An 18,931-nucleotide genomic window follows, 5' to 3' on the forward strand; every position below is an offset into this window, starting at 1 on the left:
TTTACTGCACGAACGTCGCGGAGATCCGCAGATTGGTGCCCTTTTCGAGGGCGTTGTCGTTGCGGTCCGGTCCGCCCCCGGCCCACGTCCGAAGGGTCACCAGGCCGTCGCCTCCGATGGCGCACGCCCCGCTGCCGTAGCCGTTCGCTGCGGTCGCCTCGACCAGCAGGACAGGGCGCCACCCGGTGGGCAGTGTGGCGACCAGGGTGTCGGGCAGGTTGGGACTGGCGAGCAGGTTCGCGCCGGTCCGGGCCCAGTTGCCGAGGACCTGCACGACGCCGTTTCGGCGGCGGGCGGCAAAGGAACTGAGCGACCAGCCGGACGCGGTGGTCAGGCCGCCGCTGATGGTTTCGGCGGCGCGCTCGGGTGGCCGGTAGGTCTCCCACTGGGCGCCGGTGGCGTTCCAGCGTTCGAGGGCGCCGTCGGCGTCGCGGTACTGGCCGTCGTACGCGCCGTCGAAATTGAGTCCCCACCCCTGGGGGATGATCCCGCCCACGGCGGCCGTGTAGCGGCGGCGGTCGGCGAGGGCGGACGACCAGTCGATACCGCCCACGCCGGCGCTCGCGCCCGCGGGCACGGTGACGTCCCACAGGCGCAGGGAGCACGCGGGGAGGGCCGGCGCGGTTGGGGTCGCGGTGGCCTCGCCCTCGACGATCTCGATACGGGCGAGGGTGTTCTCGTTCTGGTCGAACAGGCCGTCGTACACCCGCAGGATCACGGAGTCGATTCGCGCGAACTGGGCGGCGCCGTCAGTGAACGTGACGGTCTCGGGGGCGTCGACCGCGACGGGGTATGCGCCCTGTGCGGTGGTGCCCTGCACGGCGGCGCGACCGACGCCGACCTGTAGGGACATGGCGCCGGCGCCGGTCGCGGCGAACGGCGTTCCGCCGGGAATCACGCCGTCGCGGGTGCGTATCTCGTCCTCGGGCGACCAGGTGCCGACCGGGGCGAGGCGGGTGTCTTCTCTCGTCTGCCCCTTGGGCAGCAGCCATGCGGGGCGCACGGTCACGGCGGGGGGTCTCCTTACCAGTAGGCGGCGCGGTAGCGCACGACGACGGACGCGGCCGGGTCGTTGCTGCCGGGCGCGGCGCGGAAGCTGAGCGGCGTTGTGCCGGGCGGGAACGTGAACGTCTGCTCGGGGACCGACCGGTTCGAGGCGGTGCTGAGCCGCGACGCGGTGCCGTTGAGGACGACGGTCCCGGCGAGGGTGTCGACGACCAGGACGTCGCCGGCGGCGAGCGGCATGTCGTATTCGAGGACGTCGCCGGTCGTGATGTTCGTCAGGCTCGGCAGGGTGACCGGGCCCCGGAACTCGACGACCGGGTGAGTGTCCGCGGTGCCGCCGTTGACGACCGACATGCGGCCGGTACTGCCGGGCTCGCCGAAATCGAGCGGCCACGACAGGACATCGGCGCTGGTGCTGATCCGGAGCGAGGACGTGCCGACGGGCACGGGCGCGGCGAGGGCGGCCGGGAAGGTGACGACAGGCTGTACCCATGCGGCGCCGGTCGGCGCGGTGCTGGTGAGCGACGCGGCGCCCTGCTCGCTGGTTTGGTCGGCGAGGTGCTGGCCGGCCGCGTCCCACCATCGGAGCGTGAGCGTGGCGGCCTGGTCGACGGCGACCTCGGCGGCGAACACGACGGTCCGGCCGGCGGTGACGGCCCACCCGTAGTCGCTGCCCTCGGCGGCCCACACAAGTTCGGCGAACGCTGCGAGGGGTTGCACGGACACGGGGCCGGTGCCGTCGCCCGTTATGACCGGGTCGCCGTCGCTCCACCAACGCCAGACCTCGCCCACGTCCGCGGCCTGGTCGGCGGGCAACACCTCAACCTCGGCCGACTCCCACGTGAGGCCGGCCTCGGACACGGGGAGCTGGGCCGTGGCGGTCTGCTCGGCGAGGGCGTAGCGGCGTGGGTCGGATGCGACCCACTCGATCGCCCCGCCCGTGATCGTGCCGAGGCGGTAGCCGGTGCTCGTGGGCACGGCCCGCCGGGTGGCGCGGGCGTAGCTGAGCAGGGGGCCGCGCTCGTCGACCCATACAACGAGAGGGATCTCGTCGACGCGCGGCGCGGTCCCCGCTTCCAGTCGGCCGACGGCCTCGCCGATCTGCGCCCGGGGGGCGCGCACGACCAGGCCGTCGACGCCGATCGTCCTCGACTGGGCGAGCAGCAGGCCGGGGAACGCGCCGTGCGCGTCGGCGCGCTGCACGCTCCCGGAGTCGAGGGCGGGGAGGTCTCCCCACCCGGTGAGCGTCCGCCATCCGTAGGGCGTGCCGGGGCCGAGCAGCAGGTCGCCGTATTGCACGTGCCCGGGTCGGGTGACCAGGGCGCCCGCGGCGGCCGTGGCGGTGACAGGCATCGTCACCCCCTTGCCTTGGCGAGCCACGCGAGCGCGCGCGCGTTGTCGTCGGGGGTGCCGTTCTCGGCGGCGTGCCAATGCTCGATCTGTACAGTCGCGCCCTGGGGCGTCGAGGCGTACGGCGAGCCGTAGGCGCCGACTGTGGCGCCCGCGCCGGCGAACTGGGGCACGGCGGGCGGGGTGACCAGATTGGACATGACCCGGTCGAGGGCACCCTGTCCGGACCGGATGCCCTTGACGACGCCGGCGGGAATCCAGCGGCCAACGGCTTTTGCCATGAGGCGACTTGGACTGTGAATTCCGAGCGCCTTTGCAATCGGGCCCGGAATCAGATCCTTTGCCCAGCTCATCAGGGTAGAACGCAGCCACGAACCCATGGACCTAATGCCGTTCCACAGGCCGCGCACGACGTCGGTTCCCTTGCTGTACAGCAATTGCTTAAGGGAGCCGATACTGGTAGAGATCCGCTTAGGTAGGCCGCGCACCCACGCGACCATTTCACCGGCCATGTTTACCGTGGCCGTCTTGATGCCCTGCCAATGGCTGATGATCAAGCCAAGAAGTGTCCACCTAAGAAAAGCGTTATGCAGCGCTCCGGGAATTCCCTTGACCCAATTAACGAGGTTATCCCACGCGGATTTCGTGGCCTTCCAAATCGTGTCCCAATGCTTGATGATCAGGCCAACGAGTGTGAAGTTCAGGAACCACTCGACCAGCGTCTCGCCGACACTGACGATCTTGTCCCAAATCCAGTCCCACGCCTTGGTGGTGTACTCGACGATCGAATCCCAGTTGGAGACGATCAGGGCGACCAGGCCGACAACGGCGGCGATCACCAGGGCTATCGGGCCCATGGAGATCAGCCACGCTGCGGCCATGCGCGCGGCCTGAATCATGGCCTGGGCGCCCATGGCGACCCACGACGCGACGACGGTCGCCGCGGTGGCGACCGCTCTCGCCCCCTGGGCGATCCACCCCGCAATGATCGTTGCGTTCGCCGCGAGGAAAGAGGCGACCGCGCCGGCCTGGGCGGTGCCCTGGGCGATCCACCCGGCGACAACGCGCGTTGTTGTTGCCCACGCTGTGGCGCCAAGGGCGATCAGCGTCGGCAGGAAAAACGCGGTGATCAGGCCGCCGGCGACCAGGAACGCGGTCGAGTGGTCGGAGACGAAACCAGCCGCCGCGGCGATGCCCTTGCCGAACTTCACCGCGACGTCGGCACCGGTCATCAGGGCCGGCACGACGTAGTCGCCGACGACACCGACCAGCGCTTGCATAGCGCCCCGCTTGAACGCCTCGAACCGGGTCGCCGCGTTGTCGTGCAGAGCCTTGCCCGCGGAGTATGCGGCGCCCTTGACGTCGCCGAGGGCACCCACGGCGGCGCTCGGGTCAATGCTGAGCAGAGCCCGCGAAAGGTCTTCCGACTGGGTACCGAGCAACTGCTGAGCGAGCCGGAAACGCTCGGTCGGGTCCTTGACGGCCCGTAGGCGGTCCGTGATCGTGTCGAGTGCCGCTTTGGCCTGCGGCCCGCCCTTGGCGAATGCCGCGGCCATCTTGTCGGCATTCAGCCCAAGAGCTTTCAGCCCCTCGGCTCCGCTACCGTCCTTGACGCGGATGTTCAGCTCTTTAAAGCTGTCCGCGACGATATCGGCGTCGCGTGCGCCTCCCTGCAACCCCTGTTGCAGTATGCCCATGGACGTCTTGGCGTCGAGGCCAAGGTCGCGGAACTGGGTCGGGTATTCCGCGTACGTGTCGAGCAGATCCTCGGCGACATTGACGCCGTTCTGCGTGCCCTTCACCAGGACGTCGAGGGCTTCCTCGGCGGAGTCAGCGACGCCGGTTTTCAGCATCGTTCCGACGGCGCGGGACACCTTCCCGACGTCCTCGCCCATGACGGCGGCGGTGTCGGCGACCTGCTTTCCGAGGGTCTGAATCTGGTTCTGTGTGGCCTCGGGGGGCAGCAGGCCGTTTTGGGCTATGCCCTTGATGACCTCGGCGCCTTCCTCGACCGAATCGACGATCGCGCCGGCGTACAGGTCGCCGGCTACCTCGCCGTACTTCTTGGCGACCGGTCCAGTCGTGCCGAGCTGCGCCTGTAGGTTGCCGGTGATCTTGCCCTGTTCGAGGGCCTGGCCGACTCCCGTCATCAAGGCGGCGCCGATACCGGCGCCGACGGCGGCCCACCCGAACGCCTTCAACGCCCCTGCGCCCTCGCCGGCGGCGTCGCCGGCGCCCTGGGCCATGCCGTCGCCGAGGGCGTCGCCGGCCTGCTGCCCGGCGCGGTTGGCGTCGGCGACCATCTGGTCGCCCGTGGCGCGCATCTGCGCTTCGGTGCGCTGCATCCCGGCCGCGGCCGGCCGGTCGTCGACTGTGATCGTGGCGAGGAGTTCGCCGACGGTCAGTGCCACGCCGGATCACCTCCCGTCGGGGGTCATCCGGCGCGGTGCCGGGGTGGTGCTCTTACGCGGCCGGTAGGCCGGTGATAGCTGCGATCTCTGCGGGGTCGGTAACCTTGCGTGGGGTGCGCGACCAGGCGCGGGCGAACCGGGCCTCGCCGGACAGGCCAGAGATCAGGGCCAGGAAACGGCGGGTAGAGAGGGTGGCGAGGTCACGCGCGCTGAGGCCGTACTCGCGGGCGAGGTCGCCCTCGACGGCGGTCCAGTGCTTCAGGACCGCTTGCCAGAACTCCGCCCCTTCTTCTTCCCCTTCGCCCTGCGTGCCGCCCGGTTCGGCCCTGGTGCTTTTCCCGCTTCCTGCTGGGCGTACAGCTCCGCGGCGCGCTGCATGGTGCAGCTTCCGGGCTTGCGGATGTTGGCGGCCGAGTAGATCAGGACGACGCCGAGTTGCCGGTCGGTCATGCCGTGGTCGGCCCACGTGTCGAGGACGTCGCCCCCGTACAGGGTGGCGAGCATCTTCCGTACGTCGTCGGCGCTGCTGCTGTTCTGTACGCGCTCCATCTGGAGCGTGAACAGAAGCGGCAGGGACTCGGGCAACTGGTAGTCGCGGCCGTACAGGGTGAGGGACTGGCGCGGTCGGGTGGCCGACTCCTCCGCGAAGAACGCGTCAAAGTCGGCCGTCCCGGCGGCGCCGTCGAGCTGCTGCTCGTCGTCGAGGTCGAGGTCGGTCACGGGGCGGTCACCACCTCGGCGGTAGTGGCGGCGCCGCACTTGGTGATCGTCGCCGACCAACTGGTCTTGTCGTTGCTCCCGCCTCCCTGCTCGCCCGGCGTCACGGTGGCGTCCCACACGACCCACTGCGTCTGTGTCTCGTGCCGCCACCTGATCCGGTTGCGGGAGTCGAAACCGAGGCGGTTCGACCACTCGTGGTCGATGTACGCCTGTCCGACGTCCTGCGCCTTGGTGGTTTTGTCGATCCGGTACTGACCTTCGATCGTGAGCGAGGCGCCCCTCTGCATCACATCCTGTTCGTACTGGCCGTCGCTCTCGAAAACCGTCGTGTCGACCGTTTCCTCGTTCTCACCGGGGTTGTGCGTGAACGTGTTGATACCGGCGATCGGGAGCCACATCTCGGTAGACGCGTTGGCGTCCTCGACCTCGAACACCCACCCGCGGGCGTCAATGGGCCGGCTGCTGCCTGCCATGGCGGTTTCTCCTTACGTCTGGGGGCCGGACACGTCGAGGTCGAAATTCACGACGTGCTCGTGCCGGCCGTTGCTGTCGGGCCCCAGAGGGGCGGGGGCGCCGCGGGCAGCGGCGAGGGTGAGCCACGTACCGTCGGGCAACTCGACGCCGGCCCGGCCGTGCAGCGCGCGGTACAGGGCTTCGGCGCGGGTGCGGGAGACGCGGGGGTCGGGCCCGCCGCGCACGCGCACCTGTAGACGCCGCTGTTCGGCGTCGTCGCGGGACTCCGGGGCCGGGCCGTCGTACAGGGCGAGGGACACGGCGGCGTCGGGCGCCGGCGGCATCGCCTCGACGAACAGGTCGCCGCTCGTTCCGGTGGGGTCGTAGTCGACCAGGCCGAGGCCGTCGAGGAACCGTGCGAGGCCGTCGAGCAGGTCAGCCACGGAGCGACCTCCGCACGTGTGCCGCGATGATCTCGGCGACGGTGTCGGCTTCCTCTTCGAGGGGCCGTTCGAGGTACTTCGCCGTACGGCCGGCGTCGTGTCTGAGGTTGAGGTCTTCGTGTTGGCGGACGGCGTACGGCTGGTCGTAGCTCACGCCGGCGGTGAGGGACTGCTCGTCGACGGACGCGACGCCGGACCGTTCGAGGGTGCCCTCTTCGATCGGGACGCGGGCGCGGGAGCGTTCGAGCACGTGCTCGGCGGCGAGGCGTAGGCCGCGGACGACGCCGGCGCGGGTGCCGCGAAGTGCGGCGGCGCCGTTCCATGTGAGGCGGGCTCGGGCGGTCACTCGCAACTCACCTCCGTGCAGGCGGGAACCGGGAGGCCGGGCGCAGTGTGGTCGGCCGTCGTGATCGCCGTCGTCGTGCGGCCGTTGGGGAGCGTGATCCGGGAACCGGGCGGGCAGTCGAGGCCGGGCGCGGCAATCACGGTCGTACTGCTGACGACCTCGCGGCCGTCGGTCGCGCGCCGTACCTGCTTCACTGCGGCGGCGACCAGGGCGGGCACGTCGGGTACGGGCGGGCCCCACTGGGGGCCGTACGCGCCGTCGCCGAGGTAGGGCTCGACGGTGATCCGGTGCCTGAGCAGGTAGGCGGGGACCCTCACCAGATCACCCCCGGGAGCAGGCCGGCCAGCATCAGGGCGCGGTGCGCGCGGGGGGCGAGGTCGACGTCGCCCGGGGCGCGCGGGTCGTCGCGGCGGTCGCCGAGGGAGACAGGGCCGATAGAGACGCTGCCCCATCGGCCGGCCGCTCCGGTGCCGTCGTCGCCCGTGGCGAGCTGGTACTCGACCTGTGCGCACGTCGCGTCGGCGAGGGCCTGCACGATGGGCGGGTCGATCGGCATACCGGCGTCGCTGGTGCAGTAGTACGCGCACAACAGGGCGGCGTCGACGTCCGCGGACGCGCGGGCGAGCAGTCGCTCGGCGTCGGCCGGGGCCGGTTGCCCGGTCCACGCGGCCAACTGCTCGGGGGTCGCGTAGACACGGGGCACGGGGCTACTCCTTCGGCGTCTCGGTCTTCGCCGGGGCCTTGCGCTTCGGCGCGGTGTCCTCGACGTCGTAGCCGTGCCGGCGGGCGTAGGCGATCACGGTCGGGTCGTCCGTCTCGGCCTGGCCGTCGACGAACTGGAGGCCGCCCACGCCGGAGCCGTTGAACTCCTTGACGGGGGTACGGATCACTGCCATGGGTCAGCCCACCTTCACGTTGCGGAACACGGTCGCGGCCTTGGTCGCCTTCAACGCGACCGCTACGGGGCCGAGTTCGACCTCGCCGGTCTTGACGGCGCCCGGGGTGTCGAACTGGGGGAGCCACTGACGCACGACGGTGCCGCCCATGCAGGCGACGCCGTGGAATCCGTCGAGGCCGACCCGGTAGGCGTAGAGGTCGGTGAGGCCGGTCACGCCGGTCTGCGCCCCGACGTCGCGGGTCTCAATCGGGATGATCGGGTTGTTCGAGCCGGCCTTGTCGCCCGGGTCCGCGAACACGATGTCGCCGTACTGCTCGCGCATGATCGGCCGGCCGCCCGGACCGAGCAGGCCGTCGACCGGGTTGCGGGTGTACATGCCGGCGCGGCGCGCGGCGGCGCGGACGCGGGCAAGGGCCCGCTTGTTGCCGAGGATGATCGTCGGCGAACCGTCGAGCAGGGACAGCCATTCGTCGATGGCGTCGAGGGCCTTGTGCTCGGCGCGGGCGTTGGTGTCGAAGTCGGTCCAGTCGGTGACCTCGCTGGCGCGGAACTCCGTCGCGGTCCCGGCGAGGGCCTTGTCGAGGCCGTCGAACGACTCGGCGTCGACCGCGGTGTCGCCGTTGATCACGGTGTCCTGGAACTGGGTTCGGGTCGCCTTGATCTTCTGCTGCATGTTCAGCGTGACGACGCCGGACGCGTTCGGGCCGATACGGGAGATCACCCGGTCGACCTGGAACGACCCACCCATCACGGTCAGGTCGACCGTGTAGCGCTGGGTCGTGACGTTCTGCGGGGTGTACTCGGTGTTGAGCGCGCGGAACGCGGCGGTCGGCTGGGTGATGAGCCGGCGGTAGCCGTAGGTGAGTGTGTCGCCCCCGTCGGCGGGGTTGACGACGTCGGCGAACGTGAGCGAGTCGAGGATCGCGGATTCCTTGCGGAACTCGTCGATCACGGCGACGTCTATGTCGTCCTGGGTGTTGTTCTTCGCCTCGGCGAGAGTGACGGGCATGGGGTGCTCCTAGGTTCAGGCGCCCAGACGGGCGGCGATGGCGTCGTGCAGCGATCCGGGCTTGCGCTCGGGCGGGGCGGGGGTGCCGAAGTCGGCGCCACCCCGGGCGGGGCCGGTGATGGCGGTGAGCCGCGGCTGTGCCGCTACAGCGTTCTTGATCGCCTCGGTCACGGCGGCCTGGTCGTTGGGGTCGACCGCGGCGAGCGCGGTCATGGCGGACTGGGAGTCGAGCAGGGCGGCGACGTCGGCGCCCGCGGCCGGCGCGGCGCGCAGTACGGCGGCCTGCACGGCGGCGGTCTTGGCCTGCTCCTGGGCCTGGGTGAGCTGCTGCTGTGCCCACTTCGGCAGGCGGGACAGGTCGCCGTCGGTGCCCTGCTCGGGCGCGGCCGGGGCGGCCGGGGCGGCCGGGGTGGCTGGGGCCTGGGCGTCCTTGATGAGCTTCTGGGCCCACTCGGGGAGCGCGGACACGTCTCCCTCGGCCGGCTGCTGCGGCGCCGCGGCCGGGGCGGCGGCCGGGGCCTGCGCGGGCGCCTGTGCGGGTGCCTGCGGGGCCGTCGGAGTCTGCGGGGCCTGCGGGGCGGCCGGGGTCTGCTGCGGCGCCTGGGCGCCGCCCTGGTCGCCCTGGGAACCGGTGCCGGGGGTGGCGGGCGCGTCGGACATGGTGGGTCGTCTCCTGTGCGGTCGGGCCCGCCGGGCGGGCTGGGTGCGGACATGCGAAAGGGGGGCCCGCCGTGGTGGCGGACCCCCCTTCGGGGTGTGGTCGAGGTGGGGCTACTCGTCGGCCGGGTCGTCGTCGGCGACTGGACGCGTCTCGGCGTAGCCACGGACCCACGCGGTAACCAGGGTCGAGGTACGCGGGTACGGGCACGCGGTCGGCGGGTCGCCTCGGCGGCCTGCCTCGCGGCCGGCCGTGACTGCCTTGACGATCTCCTCGCGCGTGCCCATGGGGTCACCTCTTGTTCTGGTGGTCGCTCTCGTTCTTACGGGCGCCGGTTGCCCAACGCTGTTCCTTGCCGGTCACCTGCTCGATGAACTCGGCTTGCGTCAACCGGCCATGCTCGGCCCACCACTCTTTCAGCTCGTCGGACGCCCGCGCGTAGGCGATACGGGCGGGCCCGCTGAACAGGCTTGCCGGGTTGTGGCCGGCGGCCTGGGCCTTCTTGTTGAGCAGGTAGCCGTTACAGGCGTCCTCGGCGGCGAGGTACTGGCGATATACGTACTCGTCGTAGAGGCGGCGGGCCTCGGCGCGGGTGATCTTGTGCCGCTCGTCGTGGTCGTCGTCGTCCCCGTACAGGCGGGCGGCGGCCTGTTTCAGGTCGTCCCAGAATCCGGGGTCGGTGTCGTCGAGGGCCTGGTCGTCGGCGAGGGCGCCCCACGCGTCGGGTGCGGGCGTGGTGTCGCCCATGGCCTCGGCGAGGGCGTCGCGGTCGGCGAGCAGGTCGTCGACGGCGTTCCCCGTGGCGGCCGGGGTTGGTAGGTCGACCGCGTCGCGGCGGTCCATCTCGCTGGCGATCCGCAGTAGTTCGGCCTCGTTGGCGTACTGCATCGCCCACGCGAGGGCGTCGTCGCCGACCTCGGACAGGTCGTCGAGCAGGCGGCCGGCGGGGAACATCGCGGCGAGCATGTCGCGGCGGTGCGCCTCGGCGGCGAGCTGGTCGACGTCGTCGAGGCCGTGCTCGATGGCGTGGCGGACGCGGGCGGCGAGTTCGTCGTCGGACAGGCCGACCAGATCCGGGCGGACGCCCGGGAGGCGGGCGGCGACGTCGCGGCGGTCCAGTTCCGCGGCGATCCGCAGCGCGTCGGCGTCGTCGACGTGGCCGACCAGGCGGCCGAGTTCGGCGTCGCTGAACTCGGTGAGGTCCGCGGCGAGGTTCCCGCGGGGCGCGGCGCGGTCGAGCAGGGCGTCGAGGTCGCGGCGGTCGGCCTCGGCCTCGATGCGTGCGCGGGCCCGGTCGTCGAGCAGGTTCGAGCGCATGGCGGCGGCGAACTGGTCGTCGCCCATGGCGCGCACGCTGGCATCGTCGCCCGACCAGACGCGTGCGGCGTCGACTTGCTCGGGCGTCGCCTCGCGGCGCGGTTCGGGGAGGTTGCCGGCGCCCAACTTTTCGCGGGTGGGGTTGCGGCGTAGGTCGGGGTGGGCGGCGAGGTGATCACGCATGGTGCCTTGCCACTGGCGCACCTTGGCGCGGGCGGCGCGCTGCTCCTCGGGGGTGATCGCGGCGGCCTCGCGGCGCTTCCACTTCCGTATGCCGCGCTCGATCTCGCGCTGTCGCTGGCCGGCCGCGTACCCGTCCGGGTCGCTGGTGGCCTGCTCGACGCGGGTAAGGCCGGGCGTGTAGGCGCTCACGGAGTGCCGGCAATTTGGGTGCTGCAACCCCCGGCCGCGGGCCTCGTCGAGGCTGCCGGCCACGCGGACGCTCACCATGCGGTCGTCTTCGGTGGCGTGCTCGACCTCGACCGTGCGCGCCCCCTCGGGTCCGCCGATCGTCAACACCTTGCCCTCCCACGGCGCGCACAGGGGGCACTCGCGGGGGGCGTTGCTGACGACGACCAGGTCGACGCCGTGCTCGGCGAGCGTGCGCATGTGCGCCTCGGTCGCGGCCCGACCGGTCGCCGTCCTCACTGCCATCTCGGCGTAAGAGGTGAGCTGCCAACGGCGGCCGGCCTGGTCGACGAACGACTGGATACCGGCATCGGCGAAACGACGCATCGCGTCCTGTGTGGCCTGCCGGCGGGTGCCGGTGCCCAGTAGGGGCGTCGCGGCCACGGACGACACAACGGCGCGGTAGGTGTCGACGGACGCCCGCAGGATCGACCGATGGGTCGCGGTGACGACGTCGACGGCTTCCTGCGCGAGGCGGTCGACGGCCTGCGCCTGGGGCAAGCGGTCGTCGACCAGGCGGCGGGCGTCGTCGGACAGGGCGCCCAACTCGGCGACCGCGGCGCGGTGCCCGACGTTGTACGCCTCGGCGACCGCGTCGAACACGTCGAGCGACACGGCCTTGCCCAGCTCGTCGACGACGGCCTGTGCGCCCCGGGTGACCTGCTGCACGGCGGCGAGCTTGGCCTCGACCCACCCGGGCGCGTCGAGGCCGGCGGCGAGCTGGCGCGCGATGATGCCCAACAGGCGCTCCTCGGCCCCCGCGTACAGATCGCGCGTCGCTGCGGAGAGACCCTCGACCATGCCTGAATGAATGGGCATCAGATTTCCCCGAATTGCGATCGATTTGCTTCATTTCAAGAAACCGAAAGGGTTCCTGAGCTGCCCTTTGCTTGGCAGCCCAAAAATTCACCTCCACGGTATTGACGGCGCCCAAATTTCCCGGTTAGCTATGTGCGGGAGTTCGCGTGTCTCGCTTCGACAATTTCGTGTACCTTGCTTCGGCATGGGACTTCAGCAGTTGCTTGCCTCCGGCGTTTCTTTCCTCTGCATCGCTCTGGCCTGCCTCATACTGGTGGCGCTTAGTTGGCCCAGCGAGGACGGCCGGGCTCGTGCCGAGCGGCTGCTCTCCATCATTTTTCGTGGGTCGACGAACGACTGACGGTCATGCAACAAGCGGATAGGTGTCCCCCGGGTCTGGTGCCGCAGTGCCTGTCTCTCGGAGGATCGCGGCGGCCTCGGCGGCGACGGCCGTGTCGTCCCAATCCGGGTGAAGGATCTTGACCCGGGTCTGTGTGGATACGGCCTGCGCGCGGTTGAGTAGTTCGAGCGTCGTCGCGGTGTCCATGGGGGACTCGGCGACTCCGTCGGGAAACTCGATCCGCGGGCGATCGGGAACGATGCCGCTGCGGAATTGCACGGCGTCGACGCCGAGCAGGGCGAACAGGACGTCGGCAAGTCCCTGTTTCCAGTGGCCGGCCTTCTTGCCCCGGGTGATCATCGACCGGTCGTCGTCGCTGTCGACCTCGGTCGCCGTCCTCGCCTGCCCTCCGTCCTGGTCGAGGCCGAACGACCGTGCCGCGTAGCCGGCGGACTGGGCGGCCTGCCTCATCAGGGCCTCGGCGGTGCGCTGGTGCTCGTCGACCCTGATCTCGAACTGAGACAGGGTGATCCCGCCGTTTTCGGTCGGCGGCATGTTGAGCTGTGCGTATACCTCGGCGTCCTCGTCGAACGATGCTCCGCGGCCGGGTCCGTTGCTGCGCAGGTATCCGTCGGGGACGATCAGGCGGGCGCGGGCGAGGCGGATATCGCGCATCCATGACGTCCACACCTCGTCGAGGCTGTCGAGCTGGTCATAGATCGGCGCGGCGTAGTCGCTGCGCCCCATCGGTGACCCCCGGTGCAGCCGGTTGGGGGTCATGTTCGGGATGTAGCAGGCGGTGAGCTGCCGGATTCCGGTCGTCGTCGACTCGCCGTCGCTCTCGATGCTGGCGACCAGGGCGGCCGTGTCGGGGTGATCGGCGAGGGGGATGCGGCGCCCGATGTTGTCGCCGCTGCCCTGGTACAGGGCGTGCGCGATGCGGCCGGGCTCGTGCCGCTCGACGTGGCGCCACACAGTCTGTGTGGTGCTGCCGGGGAGTTCCCGCCAGAAGTTGACGGCGGCGAGCATCCCGAACCGGAACTCGGGGATCGCGTTGTCGGGCTGCACGGCTGTGAGTAGGGGGTGGTCGACTAGGTCGCGGTCCCACGCGGCCCGCAGGAAGATCCCCGACAGGGCGGCGCACTGCTCGGCGGCCGACAACAGAGTCTTTTGAATGTGGCCGTCGGCGAGCAACTGGTCGAGGCGAGCCTGTGTCCAGGCGTCCTCGACGACGACCGCGGGCATGTCCGCGAACAACATGTCGGCGCTCGTCTGCGCGATATCGCCAGCGAACGGGACGTGCAAGCGGGTGTCATGCCCGGGGCGGTGCGCGGTGCTGCGGCGGCTCCACAGACGGCGGCGCGGCTGCTTCTGCTCGCGGCCGTAGATCCGGGCGAGGCGCTTACGGTCTCCGGAGTACCACGCGTCGTCGACGGCGATCCGGTCAAAGTACGGGGCCCACTCGGGGGGCGGCCACGCTGCGCCGTTCTCGGGCAGTGCCACGGGGGCTCACCTCCTCGTGGTGTCGGGGCGACCGGCGGTGAGCAGGTGGCGCCACTCGTGCGACGTCGAGTGGATGGCGTACCGGATCGCGTCGCAACTGTGGTCGTCCACCTTCAACGGCGCGTCCTCGCCCCGCTCGGTCGCCTTGGGGTCCCATGAGTAACCGGGGAGTTCGCCGAGCAGGCCGTCGCACGACCGGTGCACGTACAGCCGGCCGGCGGCGAGCAGGGCGGCCACGGAACGGATGCCGTCGCCGACGGTGTTGTCAGCGCGGGCCACGCCCGGGTGGCCGTCCTGCCACAACTGGGTTGAGAACGACTTTGCGCTCGGGTCAACGAACGTCCACTCGGGGGCGACGTCCTGCTCGTCGAGCCACGCGCGGACGGCGGCGCTGTACTGGGCGTCGGTCATGGCGCGGTGCGTGGCGCGGGAGTCGTAACGCCACTCGGCGCATGCGTACAGCCGGTCGTCGACACCGAGGCTGAGCAGGACGGCCGAGAAAGCGTTCGTCGTGCCGTAGTCGATCCCGACCCAATGGCGGCGCATCGCGGGCAGTTCGTCGACGACGTGCCGATCTTCGTCCCACTCGCTGTAGATGGCGCCCTCGGCGACAACCCACGCGCCGTCGATCATGCGTCGGCGCCATAGGCCGGTGTACTCCGCGGCGAGCGATGCGACGTACTCGGCCGACAGGCTGGGGTTATCGGCTAGGCGAAAGTGCCACGCCCGCATGTCGAGGTCGGCGAGGCGGTCGAGGTATCCAACCTTCAACCAGTGCCGCGGCGAGTCGGGGTTCGTCGTGGCGTACAGGCGCGCGCCCGGGACACTGAGCCTGGCAAGTAGCTGGGTCCAAAACGCCTCGGGCAACAGGGTTGCCTCGTCGACGTAGGCGAGCTGGGCGGTAAGGCCACGTAGCCGGCCCTCGGCGCGGGCGTCCGCGGCGCCGATCAGGTGGACCGTACGGCCGAGGATCGTCGCGGTCGTCGCCCCGCGGGTGTGCACGACGTGCCGGGACAGGGCGCCGAACAGGGCGCGGTCCTGTAGGGGCTCCAACACGTTGCGCTCGATCGTCTGCAACGACCGACCGACCACGATGATCAGGCCGGACGGTCCGGCCGTGGCGAGGGCGATCACGAACGCCAGTAGCGACGCGATGGTCTTTCCGCTGCGGACGCTGCCGTGCCACAGGTTGATACGGGCGGTCGCCTGTCCGATGCTGCGGAGTTGCTTACGGGACAGGGGCAGACGGTCGAGGTCGAGCAACGCGGCTCACCCCCCGGCGTCGCCCCCGTCGTCGTGGGCCTGGTCGTCGTTGGCGGTCTGCGTCAGGGCCTCGCCGAGGGCGCCGAGCATGGAACGCACCTGTCCGGCGTCGTCTCCGCCCTCGGCCGGGGCGAGGCGTAGCGAGGTGCCGACGGCGGTCTGCACCGACGCGATGATTGCCCGTTGGTCGCCGAACCGGGGTTGCGGTAGGGGGGTCTCGTGCCACTCGCCCTCGCGGCCGGCGAACTCGCCGTGCACGGTGGGGGCCCATAGCTGGGTGCGTAGGCGCTCGGCGTCGTCCTGTAGGGCGGAAGCGAGGGCGGCGCGGCGCGCGGCGAGGTCGGCGGTACGGACGCGGGTCGCGGCCTCGACCTGCGGGGCGCGGTCGAACGAGAGGGGCGGGTCGAACGCGGCGGCGATCTTCGACACGGTCGAGGGCGATCGGTTGATCTCGCGGGCGATTTCGTTCCGGCTCTTGTCCTGCGCGTGCAGCTCGCGGACGCGCCGGCGGTCCTGGTCGGTGATGGGGCGGGCCATGGCTCACCCCCTGCTCGGTCTACGCGTTCAGCTCGACGCGGTGCCGTACGGCCTCGGCGGCGAGCGACCATGCGTTCTGTACGGGGCGGGTCAGCTCGACCCACGGGGGCAGTTCCTCGCCGCTCACGGACCGGTTCTCTACGGCCGTCGCGTACGCCTCGTAGGCGTCCTGGCCGAGTCGGGCGGTGTCGGGGCGAACCTTGAAGATCACGCGGAGCCTCCCGGATGCGGGCATGAAAAAACGCCCCGCGGCGGTGGGCCTGCGGGGCGTCGTGGTCGTCTGTCTCCGGGCACGCCGAAGACGCGACCAACATTAGGTCACGGAAAGGTCACGGCGCAACTCTTTGCATGGGGTGCAGTGTGCGACCGAGTGGAGGTAGGGCTTGCCTCGCGACGCGCCTCGCGCTCACGCAGAGTGGCCGACTGATTACTAGGAAAGCTCAAAGCGACGAATCTTGACATAAATAGTGTGTGACTCGACCACTCTCATCGGTTATCGGCTATCTTTCGTCAATTTCGTTCATATCTTGCTGGCTTCTAGGCAACGCTGCCAGACTGCTAGTCAATAGGCGCAGAGTGTTCCTGGGCGTCGGCCGACCCCTTCGCATGAACGCACCGTGTGAAAGGAACCTCAGTGCCTAAGAAGAGCTCTGCTTGCGGCGGGGAACGTGTGCCTCGTCGACGTCGACGCCTGCCGTATCTCTGGCCGGTCATCGTCGTGATCGTGCTCGCTGCCTTCTCGCCGTGGATCAACTCGCAGATCCTCGCCGTCATCTGTGCCGTGCTCGGTGGGCTGCTGCCCGTGTTCGTGCCTCGCCGTCGGAAAGTTGCTGAGGCGTAGCGCACCACATTGCACGGCGGCGCCCCACCTGCCGATGATCGGGCGGGTGGGGCGCGCTGCTGCTGCTCGCGCGTCGGCTACGGGTGGACAGGCGGTCGGCCGGTCTGCTGACGCTGCGGCGGCCGGGGCGGCTGCTGCTGCCGACGGGCGTCATCAGTCCTGGTCAGGCTGCTGCCGAGCGTCCACGTGGGGCCGTTGTGGTCGACGGTCGGGAGGGACGGCGGGCCGACGAACGGCGGCTTCTCGACGAACTTGTACGGGCCGAGCGTCGGCGCGGTGCCGACGGGAACGATCTCGTAGTGCCACGCGGTCCGGTACATGTTCGCCGCGATGCCGACGGCCGTCCGCATGGCGGTCGTCAGGTCGTCGCCGGTCTGCATGAGAACAGCGAGGTCGCGGGCGAACTCCTCGTCGAGGCGGACGGACGGTCGGGTGCCGGCGATCGGCCGGGCGCGGCGCTGGGTACTCTGCGGGGTAGCCATCTTGGGTCGCTCCTTGGTGGTGAGGGCCCGCCCATACGGTTTGTGAGGAACCGGGCGGGCCCGCTTATGTGTGGGACTACTGGGCGTCGTCGCCGTGGCGCTTCTTCTCCTCGCGGAGGAACTGAGCGATCCGACTTGATGTGTAACCGGACTCGGTGGCGATTTCGTCGGGGCTCATGCCCTCTTCGCGGGCTTTGTGAGCGATCCGCGGCATGGCGTCTGCGAGTGCGGCGGCAACGCCCCGGATGATTCGCACGTCTTCGAGGGTGAAGTCGTCGGCGACCATGTCGAGTAGCCGATTGAGGTCGGGCACGCGGTCAAGGTGCTCAGGAACCTTTCCGCGGGTAACCATGCGGTGGGTTCGGGCGAGGGCGCGCATGTTCAAGCGGCTGTACGGGTCGTTCTGCCTCTCGGTCCGCGAGGCGGACGCGTGATCGGCGGCGTAGTCGTCTACCAGGCGGATGAACGATTGCAGGGAAACGTCAAAGAGGTGACGCCCGACGGACCGCATAAAGGGGCTTTGACTGTCCTGCGGCGACGCTGCGTACTCGGCGAGGGCAGACAAGTGCTCGCGGAACTCGGCGAGGGTTGGGCCTGCACGGCGGGCCGCGGCCCTGACGCGGGGCGGCTGCTCTTTGCTCATCTGTGGCGCTCCTGTCGGTGCGATGGGGGCCCGCCCTCGACCGAGGGCGGGCCGGTCGGGTGGCTACTGGGCGGCGCGGTCGTCGGACAGGGCGCCCTGTTCCTCGGCCTGGTCGACGACGAACAGGACGTCGGCGGCCTGCTGCTCGCCGATCCATGCGCCTCGCCACGTTCCGTCGGTGGCGTCGGCCTCGGTGACCAGGGCGGCGGCATACAGCGCTTCGGCGTCCTCGACGGTGGCGACTTCGGCCTCGACCTGGTCGAGCCGGGCCTCGGTGGCGGCGTTGACGCGGGCGGCGTAGGCCGTCGACAGGGCGTCCTCGGCCTTGCGGTCGAGGGCGACCACCCATCCGCCGCGGGCCTCGGCCTCGCGGCGGGCGGCGGCGCGGTGCTCCGTGATGCCGGCGGCGTCCTCGACGGCCTCGAATCGGCGGCCGTGCGGCTCGCGGGCGGGCTTGCTGGCGTGGGTGGTGCAACGGGCGCCCGCGGGGGCGTGGCACATCGGGCACGCGACGGCGACGGCGAGGGCTTCGAGGTCGACGGCCGGGGTTGCCTCGGGCGCGTCGGCGGCGGCGGCCTCGGCGAGGGCCTGCTCGGCCTCGGCCTGGTCCTCGGCGCGGGCGAGGTAGGCGCCAATCTGGTGGGCGACGTCCATCGCCATGCGCACGGCCGGGCCGGTGTTGGCGTCGACCTCGCGGGGGTCGCCCTCGGCGCGGTGAAACTCGCCGTGCGCGGTGGTGACGGCGACGGGGTGCGACTTCCACAGGAAAGCGACGGCGGCCTCGGCCTCGACGACCAGGACGTCGCCGTTTCGAACGGTGTCGCTGCTCATGGCGGCGTCGTACGCCTCCCGGGTGGAGGCGTAGCGGGTGGTGACCACCTGCGGGGCGCGGCCGGCCGTGGCGAGCCACTGGCGGGCGGCGCGCTTCTGCGGCTCGGTCGTGTAGGCACTGGCGAGCAGGTACTCGGTGTTACGGCTGATGACGTGCAGAACGGCGATCGTCTTCGGCTTGATAACCAGGGTCCGGCCACGACCGCGGCGCGCGTCGTCGAGGGCGTCGCGGGTGTCGAGGTCGAGCGGGGGGTCGGCGGTGAGGTAGTCGGCGAGGGCGCCGGGGATCACGACTCCACCGGAGCGCGGGGCGGGCGCGGTCTGCTCGGCCTGCTCGGCGGGGTACGCCTCGGCGAGGGCTTCGTCGACGGTGAGCCGGCCGGCGTCGGCCGGGCGAACGGTGCGGTACTGCGCCCGCAGGAACGCCCACGCCTTCGGGGTCAGGAAGTAGCCGGACTGCCCGCGCTCGTCGACGCCCTCGCCGAGCAGGCCGCGACGGTACAGGGCGCCGTGCGTGCCTCCGCCGTTGCCCAGGTTGCGGCGGGCGAGGGCGCCTTGCGGGTTCTTGGCGAGGATGTGCAGCGCGTCGAGCATCCGCGAGGACAGATCGTCGGCCATGCGAAGTGCGGTGTAGACGTTCACAGTGTCGCTCCTGTGTCGGTAGGTGGTGCGCCG

Annotated in this window: 23 protein-coding genes; 2 read left to right on the forward strand and 21 right to left on the reverse strand. The window is 70.8% G+C overall.

From position 1 onward, the window contains the following. Window position 1: 1 nt before the first annotated feature. The 14 genes from AC3ETA_RS22680 to AC3ETA_RS22745 all read right to left on the reverse strand — a co-directional run bounded on the left by AC3ETA_RS22680 (window position 2) and on the right by AC3ETA_RS22745 (window position 11,837). Window positions 2-1,009 (reverse strand): hypothetical protein, encoded by a 1,008-nt coding sequence (locus AC3ETA_RS22680; protein ID WP_432194714.1) that lies wholly within the window; start codon window positions 1,007-1,009, stop codon window positions 2-4. A 14-nt stretch (window positions 1,010-1,023) separates the two neighbouring features. Beyond that, window positions 1,024-2,358 (reverse strand): phage distal tail protein, encoded by a 1,335-nt coding sequence (locus tag AC3ETA_RS22685; protein ID WP_432194715.1) that lies wholly within the window; start codon window positions 2,356-2,358, stop codon window positions 1,024-1,026. A gap of 2 nt (window positions 2,359-2,360) precedes the next feature. Continuing rightward, entirely contained in the window at window positions 2,361-4,766 is a 2,406-nt protein-coding gene (locus AC3ETA_RS22690) for a phage tail tape measure protein (RefSeq protein WP_432194716.1), read from the reverse strand. 258 nt (window positions 4,767-5,024) lie between these two features. Continuing rightward, a complete protein-coding gene (locus AC3ETA_RS22695; protein WP_432194717.1) occupies window positions 5,025-5,486 on the reverse strand; it encodes a hypothetical protein in 462 nt (153 codons plus the stop codon). Beyond that, on the reverse strand, window positions 5,483-5,959 hold the full coding sequence (locus AC3ETA_RS22700) for a phage tail tube protein (protein ID WP_432194718.1): 477 nt from the start codon (window positions 5,957-5,959) through the stop codon (window positions 5,483-5,485). The genes AC3ETA_RS22695 and AC3ETA_RS22700 overlap by 4 nt, the downstream gene beginning before the upstream one ends. Before the next feature lie 12 nt (window positions 5,960-5,971). Next, window positions 5,972-6,382, reverse strand: coding sequence for a minor capsid protein (locus tag AC3ETA_RS22705; RefSeq protein ID WP_432194719.1), 411 nt, complete (start codon window positions 6,380-6,382; stop codon window positions 5,972-5,974). Next, window positions 6,375-6,728: a hypothetical protein gene (locus AC3ETA_RS22710; protein ID WP_432194720.1), complete on the reverse strand. Its 354-nt coding sequence runs from the start codon at window positions 6,726-6,728 to the stop codon at window positions 6,375-6,377. The genes AC3ETA_RS22705 and AC3ETA_RS22710 overlap by 8 nt, the downstream gene beginning before the upstream one ends. Further along, window positions 6,725-7,045: a hypothetical protein gene (locus tag AC3ETA_RS22715; protein WP_432194721.1), complete on the reverse strand. Its 321-nt coding sequence runs from the start codon at window positions 7,043-7,045 to the stop codon at window positions 6,725-6,727. The genes AC3ETA_RS22710 and AC3ETA_RS22715 overlap by 4 nt, the downstream gene beginning before the upstream one ends. Next, entirely contained in the window at window positions 7,042-7,431 is a 390-nt protein-coding gene (locus AC3ETA_RS22720) for a hypothetical protein (protein ID WP_432194722.1), read from the reverse strand. The genes AC3ETA_RS22715 and AC3ETA_RS22720 overlap by 4 nt, the downstream gene beginning before the upstream one ends. 4 nt (window positions 7,432-7,435) lie before the next feature. Continuing rightward, window positions 7,436-7,624, reverse strand: coding sequence for a hypothetical protein (locus AC3ETA_RS22725; protein WP_432194723.1), 189 nt, complete (start codon window positions 7,622-7,624; stop codon window positions 7,436-7,438). A 3-nt stretch (window positions 7,625-7,627) separates the two neighbouring features. Continuing rightward, window positions 7,628-8,635: a major capsid protein gene (locus AC3ETA_RS22730; RefSeq protein ID WP_432194724.1), complete on the reverse strand. Its 1,008-nt coding sequence runs from the start codon at window positions 8,633-8,635 to the stop codon at window positions 7,628-7,630. Window positions 8,636-8,650: 15 nt separating this feature from the next. Continuing rightward, on the reverse strand, window positions 8,651-9,295 hold the full coding sequence (locus AC3ETA_RS22735; protein WP_432194725.1) for a hypothetical protein: 645 nt from the start codon (window positions 9,293-9,295) through the stop codon (window positions 8,651-8,653). A gap of 111 nt (window positions 9,296-9,406) precedes the next feature. Continuing rightward, the gene (locus tag AC3ETA_RS22740) at window positions 9,407-9,580 is read right to left on the reverse strand and encodes an Rmf/CrpP fold protein (protein ID WP_432194726.1); all 174 of its coding nucleotides are present in this window, start codon (window positions 9,578-9,580) and stop codon (window positions 9,407-9,409) included. A gap of 4 nt (window positions 9,581-9,584) precedes the next feature. Continuing rightward, window positions 9,585-11,837: a phage minor capsid protein gene (locus tag AC3ETA_RS22745; protein WP_432194727.1), complete on the reverse strand. Its 2,253-nt coding sequence runs from the start codon at window positions 11,835-11,837 to the stop codon at window positions 9,585-9,587. 184 nt (window positions 11,838-12,021) lie between these two features. Between AC3ETA_RS22745 and AC3ETA_RS22750 the strand changes: the two genes are divergently transcribed. Continuing rightward, window positions 12,022-12,177, forward strand: a complete 156-nt coding sequence (locus AC3ETA_RS22750) for a hypothetical protein (protein ID WP_432194728.1) — start codon at window positions 12,022-12,024, stop codon at window positions 12,175-12,177. A 3-nt stretch (window positions 12,178-12,180) separates the two neighbouring features. Here AC3ETA_RS22750 and AC3ETA_RS22755 read toward each other — a convergent pair whose 3' ends face one another. Genes AC3ETA_RS22755 through AC3ETA_RS22770 form a run of 4 tightly spaced genes read right to left on the reverse strand, consistent with a single transcriptional unit; the run spans window position 12,181 to window position 15,670 of the window. After that, window positions 12,181-13,659: a phage capsid protein gene (locus AC3ETA_RS22755; RefSeq protein ID WP_432194729.1), complete on the reverse strand. Its 1,479-nt coding sequence runs from the start codon at window positions 13,657-13,659 to the stop codon at window positions 12,181-12,183. Window positions 13,660-13,665: 6 nt separating this feature from the next. After that, window positions 13,666-14,922, reverse strand: a complete 1,257-nt coding sequence (locus AC3ETA_RS22760) for a PBSX family phage terminase large subunit (RefSeq protein ID WP_432194730.1) — start codon at window positions 14,920-14,922, stop codon at window positions 13,666-13,668. A 6-nt stretch (window positions 14,923-14,928) separates the two neighbouring features. After that, the gene (locus AC3ETA_RS22765; RefSeq protein WP_432194731.1) at window positions 14,929-15,459 is read right to left on the reverse strand and encodes a helix-turn-helix domain-containing protein; all 531 of its coding nucleotides are present in this window, start codon (window positions 15,457-15,459) and stop codon (window positions 14,929-14,931) included. Between the two features lie 19 nt (window positions 15,460-15,478). Beyond that, the gene (locus AC3ETA_RS22770; protein WP_365127216.1) at window positions 15,479-15,670 is read right to left on the reverse strand and encodes a hypothetical protein; all 192 of its coding nucleotides are present in this window, start codon (window positions 15,668-15,670) and stop codon (window positions 15,479-15,481) included. A gap of 459 nt (window positions 15,671-16,129) precedes the next feature. On the opposite strand from AC3ETA_RS22770, the gene AC3ETA_RS22775 reads away from it, so the two are divergent. Further along, the gene (locus AC3ETA_RS22775; RefSeq protein ID WP_432194732.1) at window positions 16,130-16,300 is read left to right on the forward strand and encodes a hypothetical protein; all 171 of its coding nucleotides are present in this window, start codon (window positions 16,130-16,132) and stop codon (window positions 16,298-16,300) included. 77 nt (window positions 16,301-16,377) lie between these two features. On the opposite strand, the gene AC3ETA_RS22780 is transcribed toward AC3ETA_RS22775, so the two are convergent. The 3 genes from AC3ETA_RS22780 to AC3ETA_RS22790 form a co-directional block, all read right to left on the reverse strand. Further along, window positions 16,378-16,782 carry a hypothetical protein gene (locus AC3ETA_RS22780; RefSeq protein ID WP_432194733.1) on the reverse strand — a complete coding sequence of 135 codons (405 nt, stop codon included), beginning with the start codon at window positions 16,780-16,782 and terminating at the stop codon, window positions 16,378-16,380. 76 nt (window positions 16,783-16,858) lie between these two features. Then, window positions 16,859-17,425, reverse strand: a complete 567-nt coding sequence (locus AC3ETA_RS22785; protein WP_432194734.1) for a hypothetical protein — start codon at window positions 17,423-17,425, stop codon at window positions 16,859-16,861. 63 nt (window positions 17,426-17,488) lie between these two features. After that, complete coding sequence (locus AC3ETA_RS22790; RefSeq protein WP_432194735.1) at window positions 17,489-18,898, reverse strand: zinc finger domain-containing protein; 1,410 nt, start codon at window positions 18,896-18,898, stop codon at window positions 17,489-17,491. Window positions 18,899-18,931 lie beyond the last annotated feature (33 nt).

It is taken from the genome of Streptomyces sp. bgisy027, assembly GCF_057710365.1.